10 protein-coding genes are annotated in these 7,781 nt (G+C 70.7%); 6 read left to right on the top strand and 4 right to left on the bottom strand.

All coding sequences use genetic code 11. The features are described 5' to 3' along the window. Positions 1–16 precede the first annotated feature (16 nt). Together BLS95_RS21840 and BLS95_RS21845 are read left to right on the top strand one after the other, a co-directional pair. A complete protein-coding gene (locus BLS95_RS21840) occupies positions 17–1,099 on the top strand; it encodes a glycosyltransferase family A protein (protein WP_176993314.1) in 1,083 nt (360 codons plus the stop codon). A 20-nt stretch (positions 1,100–1,119) separates the two neighbouring features. After that, positions 1,120–2,208, top strand: coding sequence for a lysylphosphatidylglycerol synthase domain-containing protein (locus tag BLS95_RS21845; protein ID WP_090934029.1), 1,089 nt, complete (start codon positions 1,120–1,122; stop codon positions 2,206–2,208). A gap of 105 nt (positions 2,209–2,313) precedes the next feature. On the opposite strand, the gene BLS95_RS21850 is transcribed toward BLS95_RS21845, so the two are convergent. Genes BLS95_RS21850 through BLS95_RS59560 form a run of 3 tightly spaced genes read right to left on the bottom strand, consistent with a single transcriptional unit; the run spans position 2,314 to position 3,532 of the window. Further along, positions 2,314–2,493, bottom strand: a complete 180-nt coding sequence (locus BLS95_RS21850; RefSeq protein ID WP_090934030.1) for a hypothetical protein — start codon at positions 2,491–2,493, stop codon at positions 2,314–2,316. A gap of 30 nt (positions 2,494–2,523) precedes the next feature. Further along, positions 2,524–3,219: a 4'-phosphopantetheinyl transferase family protein gene (locus BLS95_RS21855; protein ID WP_090934031.1), complete on the bottom strand. Its 696-nt coding sequence runs from the start codon at positions 3,217–3,219 to the stop codon at positions 2,524–2,526. A gap of 49 nt (positions 3,220–3,268) precedes the next feature. Next, complete coding sequence (locus BLS95_RS59560) at positions 3,269–3,532, bottom strand: hypothetical protein (protein WP_342742745.1); 264 nt, start codon at positions 3,530–3,532, stop codon at positions 3,269–3,271. 659 nt (positions 3,533–4,191) lie between these two features. Here BLS95_RS59560 and BLS95_RS21865 point away from each other — a divergent pair. Next, the gene (locus BLS95_RS21865) at positions 4,192–4,464 is read left to right on the top strand and encodes a GlsB/YeaQ/YmgE family stress response membrane protein (protein WP_090934033.1); all 273 of its coding nucleotides are present in this window, start codon (positions 4,192–4,194) and stop codon (positions 4,462–4,464) included. 46 nt (positions 4,465–4,510) lie between these two features. On the opposite strand, the gene BLS95_RS21870 is transcribed toward BLS95_RS21865, so the two are convergent. Then, positions 4,511–5,500, bottom strand: a complete 990-nt coding sequence (locus BLS95_RS21870; protein WP_090934035.1) for a hypothetical protein — start codon at positions 5,498–5,500, stop codon at positions 4,511–4,513. A gap of 7 nt (positions 5,501–5,507) precedes the next feature. Here BLS95_RS21870 and BLS95_RS21875 point away from each other — a divergent pair, with 7 nt between their 5' ends. From BLS95_RS21875 to BLS95_RS21885, 3 genes are all read left to right on the top strand, one after another. Further along, positions 5,508–5,780 carry a hypothetical protein gene (locus BLS95_RS21875; protein ID WP_143043824.1) on the top strand — a complete coding sequence of 91 codons (273 nt, stop codon included), beginning with the start codon at positions 5,508–5,510 and terminating at the stop codon, positions 5,778–5,780. Continuing rightward, positions 5,777–6,955, top strand: a complete 1,179-nt coding sequence (locus tag BLS95_RS21880; protein ID WP_090934039.1) for a glycosyltransferase family 4 protein — start codon at positions 5,777–5,779, stop codon at positions 6,953–6,955. The genes BLS95_RS21875 and BLS95_RS21880 overlap by 4 nt, the downstream gene beginning before the upstream one ends. Before the next feature lie 625 nt (positions 6,956–7,580). Then, the coding region (locus BLS95_RS21885) for a transposase (RefSeq protein WP_176993315.1) at positions 7,581–7,781 on the top strand (201 nt) is incomplete at its 3' end.

Genomic DNA, 7,781 nt, shown 5'->3' on the forward strand with positions numbered 1-7,781 from the left:
GACGAAGGGAACGGACATGCCTGACGAGACGATCCGGCGTGGTGACGTCGCGGTCATCGTGCCGAACTACAACAAGCGCAGAACCCTGCGGGCCTGCCTGGAGTCGGTCTACGCGCAGACCTACCGCCCGGCGGAGGTGATCGTCGTCGACGACGTCAGCACCGACGGCTCGCTGGACATAGCCCGGCAGTTCCCGTGCACGATCGTCCGGTCGCCGCACAACCAGGGGCCGGCGGGCGCCCGCAATCTCGGGGTGGCCGGCAGCACGGCTCCGCTGCTGTTCTTCGTCGACTCCGACACGGCGCTGGCCCCCGACGCGATACACAACGCGGTCAAGGCGTACCGGGAGACGCCGGACTGCGGCATGGTCCAGGGCATCTACGACATCGAGCCGCTGTACGACGACGGCCCGGTCGAACGCTACCGCGTCCTGTGCGAGCACTACGAGCGCAGCCAGACGACGGCGACGTTCCTATCCTGCACCCTGATCCCGCGCCACGTCTTCGAGGAGGCAGGCGGGCTGGACGAACGGCTTCGCGACGGCGAGGACTTCGAGTTCGGCACGCGCGTCCCGGCCCGCTACCGGCTGGTCGTCACCACCTCCGTGGTCACCAGGGCCGACGACGAGGACCGGTTCTGGGGGTGCCTGGCGGAGCGGTTCGTCCGGTCCACGACGCTGCCGGTGATCATGTGGCGGGCGCGGCGGCTGCGTGGCGAGGGCAGGGTCGGCTTCCAGCTCAACATGATCGGAACAGGCCAGCACAAGCGCCGCAAACCACCCCGGGTCTCCTCCGCCTCGGCGACGGCCACGTTCCTCACCCTGCCGCTCGTACTCCTCAGCCCCTGGCTGCTGGCCGTACCGGCGGCGACGCTGGGGGTGTTCCTGTCGATGAACCGCAGGTTCCTCGGCTTCGCCCGCCGCTACCGAGGCATCCGCTTCGGGCTGTGGGTCGGCTGGATGCAGCTCTGCTTCCACACGGCCTTCTTCCTCGGCGCCTGCGTGGGGCTGCTGCGCGTCGCCTACGAGCTGGGGCGCCGGCAGGGAGAGCCGGTCAGGACGGGCCTGTCCCCGGTGCCGTCGGCCGGGGCGCGCGAGTGAGATCGCTCAGGCTGCCCCGCATGCCCCGCCTGCCCCCGCTGCCCCGGCTGCCTCGCCTGCCCCGGGCGCTGAAGCGGGCGCTGGTGGCCGCGTTCGCTCTCGCCGTCGTGGCCGCGATCGGGTGGACGATGTCCCGGCTGGACTGGAGCGTGGTCGGCGTCCTGTTCACCCGGCGCGACGCCGGGCAGATCAGCCTCCTGCTCGGCGGCTCGCTGCTGGCGAGCATGGCGGGGCTGTCGCTCGGGTTCGCCGCCTGGCGCGTCGTGCTGCTGGAGATCGGCCCCCCGGTCAGCGAACCGCGGGTGGTACGGATCTTCTTCGTCGGCTTCCTGTCCAAATACCTGCCAGGACGGGTGCCCGGCATGATCGCCGTCACCAAGGTGGCCATGGCCAACGGGGTCACCTTCGGCAGGCTGATGACCGCGGCGGCGGTCGTCATGAGCCTGGTCCTGCTGAGCGGGTTCACGGTCGGGCTGCTCGCGGGCGTGCAGCTGCTCGGGGCAGGGGCGGTATGGCTGGCCGGAGCCGCCGTGCTCATCGTGCTCGTCCTGGTGCGCCCGCAGATCGTCAACCAGTGCTCCGCGCTGCTGCTGCGGCTGCTGCGCCGCCCCACGGCGGCCCATGCCGCCTCCGTCCGGGGAGTACGGCTCGCGGTCGCCTGGCAGAGCCTGTCCTGGGTGGTCACAGGACTGCACCTGTGGCCCCTGGCCATCGCGATGGGGGCGCCTCCGTCCCGCTCACTCGTGCTGTGTGTCGGCGCGTTCACGCTCGCCACCTCGGTTGGCATCGCGAGCGTGTTCATCCCCGACGGGATCGGTGTCCGCGAGGCGGTGCTCACGGCCGCGCTGACCGTGGTGCTGCCCGCCCCGGCCGCCGCGGTGGTGGCCCTGGCCAGCCGCCTGATCTCCACCGTGAGCGAGGTGCTGCTGGGCGCGGCCGCCCTCGGAACCGCCGAGTACCTCATCCGCCGCGGAGGGGCCGACCCGCCGGAGATCCCCCAGCCCGAGGTGTCGCCTTCGCGCGCCCGTGCTGACGCGGCCGGTTACGCGCGGGGGTCCGGCCGACCTCCCACTGATCCAGCACCGCCGAGGCCGGATCGGGACGCCTGAGCTCCGGGATGCCCAGCGGCAGGTGACTCGGATCCATGGAGCGACCGCCCATGCGCCCCAGTTCCTCGCCCGCGTACCGAAGGCCGCCTCCCGGGCGGCGTAGGTTCACGGCGTTCCGTTGCGCACGGGCGGTCCGTCCGACGTCTGGACCCTGCTGACGTCAATGGAGAGCACGGCCGGCGCGACGCGGTCGATCTCGTCCTGCGCGGGGCCGGCGGCGATGAGGGAGAGAATCCATGCGCCCCCGCTGTCGCTGGACGGCCCCGCCACATACTCCGCATTCATCCAGCCATGGAAGCACCGGAGGCGTTATTCCTAAATCACCGCTGAATTCGCAGGGTCATGCCTGCGGGTGCCGGGAGCGGCCGCGAGCGCGATGGCCGTCAGGGCCAGCCCGTCGCGGGCGAGCCAGCGGCCACGGAAGCCGGTCAGCGGCGCGCCGTTCACCACCGGCCCGGGAACGAGCAGTCGCGCGGCGAAGGAGCCGTCCGGGCGGAGGTCGATCTCGGCCTCGTCGAATTCGAGGAACGTCGCTGTCAGCGGGTACCACGCCTTGTAGACCGACTCCTTCGCGCTGAACAGCAGCCGGTCCCAGCACACGGTGTCGGCCTCGGCCGACAGCCCGGCAAGCATCCGGCGCTCGCTGTCGAGCGAGACGGCGCCGAGCACGCCGTCGGGCAGGGGGGCGTGCGGCTCGGCGTCGAGCCCCAGCGTCAGCATCGCCTCCTCCGCGGCCACCGCCGCACCCCGGTAGCCCACGCAGTGGGTCATGCTGCCGACGACCCCGCGCGGCCAACGGGGAGCGCCTCTCTCCCCCGGGACCAGGGGAACCGGGCGGTGGCCGAGCCGGGCCAGGGCCCGGCGCGCGCAGGCGCGTACGGTGGCGAACTCCTTCCGCCGTTTGTCCACGGCCCGCGCGATCACCGCCTCCTCCTCCGGGAACAGGTCCGCGTCCAGGTCGCCGAACGCCTCCTCGGCGACGACTTCGCGCGGCAGGATCTCCTCGATCACCGATCGGCCTCCTGACAGGGCACCATGGCGGGTTGGGGAAGGAACGTGGTCAGTCCGGGCGCCGTACGGCGTGGCCGCCACTCGCGGGGGTAGCCGAGCGAGCCTCGTAGTGCGTGAGCAGCCGGGGGATGTGCGGGTGCCCGTAGAAGACCGCGGCCACAGGGTAACGCCGCAGCCGGCCGACCGTGGCCTCGGGGCCGCATAACAGGGCGAACTCGGGATGGCGCAGGGTCTCGATGGGCCGCCTGATCAGCGGGAAGTCGTTCACCAGGACGAGCGGCAGGCCGGAGGGCCGCGCCTCGGTGAGCTCCACCCGGGCCCAGCACCACGCCTCCCGGCTCGGATCGAGGTCGGCCGGACCGCCGGCACATCTCCACCAGCAGCCGGTGACGCTTCCCGCCGCGCGCCCGCACCGGGTCCTGGGGCCACAGTTTGTAGTCCCCCGGGGCCCACACCGCCAGCCAGAACCTCTCGCCGAGCAGTTGAAGCGCCCCTTCAACGTCGGCGAAGATCTCGCCGACGTCACCCGGGACCGGCAGCCAGCCGTCGTCCGACTCCGGTCGCAGCCTTTCCGCGAAGCGCGTGTTGTCATCGTGATGGACGTGCAGGTCGCTGAGGGCCAGCATCTTTCCGGTCATAGATCATCGAGTGTCGCAACCGGCCGGGTCTCCGGCAACCCTCGAACACGACCGCGCTTCGTACCGCTCGGCGACATCTGCGGCAAGGTAGTGCGGGCCAGTTGACACCACCCCCTTCGGCCGGCCGGACCAGATGGCGGCATTACCTGGCGTGACCGCTCGTTCACTTGATAGAAGTGTTCCGCCTGGCTGAGTGAGGAGGCTGGGCCGAGGGTGCGCGGTGCCGGATTCGCCGGACACTCCGCCAGAGCCGCATGCCCTGTCCTTCGGAACCGTCCGGGACCGGCGTTCGTTTCCAGAGCAAGCAGACCATTTGCGATTTGGGGGGTCACGAATGGAGATCACTGGCATCTTTTCCGGCCTGATCATCGGCATTGTCATCGGTGCCCTGGGACGGCTCGTCGTTCCGGGGCGGCAGCGGATTCCCGTGTGGCTGACGATCCTGATCGGCGTGGTGGCGGCTCTGATCGGCACCGCGATCGCGGCCAGGCTCGGTGTCTCCGACACCTCGGGGGTCGACTGGGTCGAGCTGGGCATCCAGGTCGCCCTGGCCGCTCTCGGCGTGTCCCTGTCGGTGGGGATGTACAGCGGCAGGAAGCGGAAATAGCCCAGCGCGACGAACGGACACGGGTGACGGACCCGTGGCCGTTCGTTCACAGTGAGCTCCCAGCAAGCCCAGGTAACCTGCCGCACCATGACGCAGCCGCTGAGGAGCGAGAGAGCGCGCCGGGCGAGTACGCGGGTCCCTGGATCGAGCGGGTGGGAGGCACGGCCCTCACGGCCGCGAAGGCGAAGCACATCCCCGTGGCACGCCGCTCCTGCCCAGGATCCGTCGGCTCCTCACAGCAGCGCCGATGACCGTCATCTCCTTCGTACGCCCCGGCTCCACCAGGCTCATCCACCCCTGTGAAGTGCAACATGACATGCGATCGACTGAGATGGGGCACGACCTTGAGCATCTCCCGTAGGAACGGGTGCTCCTTCGCGAGCCGATCCCCAGCACCAACCACCTCATCGCGGACAGGGCCTTCCCAACCTACGGCCGGATCGCCGCATTCCGCCCGGATGCCCGGTACGCGTTTCCTACCGCCCCGCCGCCCCGCCTCGATCGCCCCCTCCCGATACAAGGCCGGCCTGGGCAAGCGCAGCCCAGTACCTGAGAACGGCGCCGCGTCACCGGCATCGGCATGGTTGCCGGCCGCGGGGGCGGCATCGGTGCTGGCATCGTCCGCGGGGGCGACGCCGGCGGCAGGCGCGGCGTCGCTGTCGCTGTCGCTGTCGGCGTCGGGGGCGGCATCGGCGTCGGGAGCGACGTTTGGGGCGACGTCGCTGTCGGCATCGGCGTCGCTGGCGGCGTCGCTGGCGCTATCGGCATCGGCGTCGCTGTCGGGGGCGGCCTCGGGGGCGGCATCGGCGTCGGGGGCGACGTTGGGGGCGACGTTGTTGTCGGCATCGGCATCGGCGTCGCTGGCGTCGGCGTCGGCGTCGGCGTCGGCGTCGGCGTCGGCGTCGGAGTCGGTGTCGCTGGCGTCGGTGTCGGTGTCGGTGTCGCTGGCGTCGGCGTCGGCGTCGCTGTCGCTGGCGGCGTCCGGGGCGGTGTCGCTATCGGCGTCGGCGTCGCTGGCGGGCGAGCAGGCACTCACCTGCCTAGTGGGAACCGAACGCGCGAGGGAGGTGCCGCCCGGCCTGGTCGTGCGCCACGAGGAACAGACCGCAGAGGACGGCCGCCACCGCATGCGCAAGTTCCTCAGCCTGAACCAGTCGCCCGAACCACTCGCCCGCCGCACACCCGGCGTGGTGACCAAGGATCTCCCACCCCACCGGGTGGACAAGAGCCCGCCGGGCACCGTGCAGCCCGCTCGCTACCTGCCCCGTTCCAACAAGGTCAGGGTTGTGTGCCCGATGTGGGGGTTCACGAGGTGAAGATCCGTTACATGCTGCTGCATGCGTACGGCATTGGCGGCACCAGTCGCACGGTGGTCCATCAGGCCAACGCCATGGCCCAGGCCGGGCACGACGTCGACATCGTCAGCGTGGTACGGCGGCGGTCGAACCCGGAGTTCGCCCTCGACCGGCGGGTGCGCCTGTCAGCGCTGGTTGACCAGCGTGAGGGCGTCGCGCCGGACTCGCTGGCCCGCAAGGTGTGGCGGCGAGCGCGCGGCAAGATCGTGCCGTACGGGGAATTCGCCGCCGCGTACTTCACCGAGCGCGTGGAGGCGGCGGTCATCGACTACGTGGCCTCGCTGAACGACGGCATCCTCGTCACCACCTGTCCCGCGCTCAATCTCATCTCCGCCCGCCGGGCAGGCCAAGGAGTGTTCCGGGTGGCCCAGGAGCACATGAGCCTGGCCGCCTATCACCCGGCCGTACGCGACGAGATCGCCCGCCACTACGGCCGCTTCGACGTGGTCACGGTGCTGACCGAGACCAGCCGGAAGGAATACCACGCGCTGCTGGCCTGCACCCCGATCGTACGCATCCCCAACGCCGTGCCGATGACCGACAGCCGGTACTCCCAGCACACGAACCCGCTCGTGATCGCGGCGGGACGGCTGGTGCCGGAGAAGGGCTTCGACATGCTGATCGACGCCTTCGCCGCGACGGCCGAGGAGTTCCCGGAGTGGCGGCTGCGCATCTTCGGCACCGGCGCCTCCCAGGATCACCTCCAGCAGCGGATCGACCGCCACGGGCTGAACGGGCGTATGTGCCTGATGGGCGGTACCGACCGCATCCACGACGAACTCGCCAGGGCCTCGATCTACGCCCTCAGCTCCAGGGTCGAGGGCCTGCCGATGGCGATGATCGAAGCCATGGGCCACGGGCTGGCGCTGGCCGCCTTCAACTGCCCGACCGGCCCGAAGGACGTGCTCACCCCGGGCAAGAACGGCCTGCTCGTGCCACCGCACGATGTCGGAGCGCTGGCCGACGCCCTACGGCGGCTCATGTCGGACCGCAAGCTCCGCATCGAGTTGGGCGCCGCCGCGCTCGCCACAGCCCGTCACTACACCCCGGAGGTGGTGATGCCCCTCTGGGAGGACCTGTTCGCCGCCCTCCTCAGCGGAGAGCCCATCGCCGACGACTACTGGGCGGCTTGTTAACCCGAGCAACCACTGGCGGCGCCGCCGCCAGACCCCCGGGACCGTCGGAGCCCCCGGGCGAACCACCCAGGACCGTCGGACCCCCGGCGAACCACCCGAGAACGTCGCAGCCCCCCAGCAGATCACCCGCCGACCGTCGCAGCCACTCAGCAGACCACCCGAGACCCTCAGAGCCCCCAGCAGACCACCCACCGGCCGCGCAGCGCCCGGCGAACCACCCGAGACCCTCGGAGCCCCGGCAGACCACCCTGGACCGTTGGCTGCGGCGGCAGACGACCCGCCGTCGCGGACCGACCGACCTGCGACTTTGACCTGATGATCATGACCGGCAGCCAGGAACCTCCGTAACGGGTCAGGTAATCATCACCCTCCGGCCGCTACCGTCACACCATGGCACCCAAGCCTGACACGAGGTCATGCAGGCGTCCCGCCGCGGCCACTCCCGACGGACGATGACACGCGAGCCTGACAACGACGCGGCGCATCACGGCACGACAGCTGGCTGATAGCGGACCGTGATGGCAAGGCCAGCAGCCACACACCACATCACGACACAACACCTCCCTGGGCTTGATCCGGTTTGACGGACATCCGAGATCAGGGGCTTGTCCCCGGAAGGATGTCCATGATGGAGAGCATGGGGAAGAAGAAGCCGCGTCCTCGCCGCTCGTTCACGCGGGAGTTCAAAGCCGAGATCGTCGAGCTGTGCCAGCGCGGTGACCGCTCGGTCGGTCAGGTGGCCAGGGACTTCGATCTGACCGAGACCGCGGTGCGCCAGTGGATCCGCCAGGCCGAGGTCGACGCCGGGCGGCGGGAAGGGCTGACC

Origin of the sequence: Nonomuraea jiangxiensis, from assembly GCF_900099965.1 — a bacterium.
Lineage (GTDB): Bacteria > Actinomycetota > Actinomycetes > Streptosporangiales > Streptosporangiaceae > Nonomuraea > Nonomuraea jiangxiensis.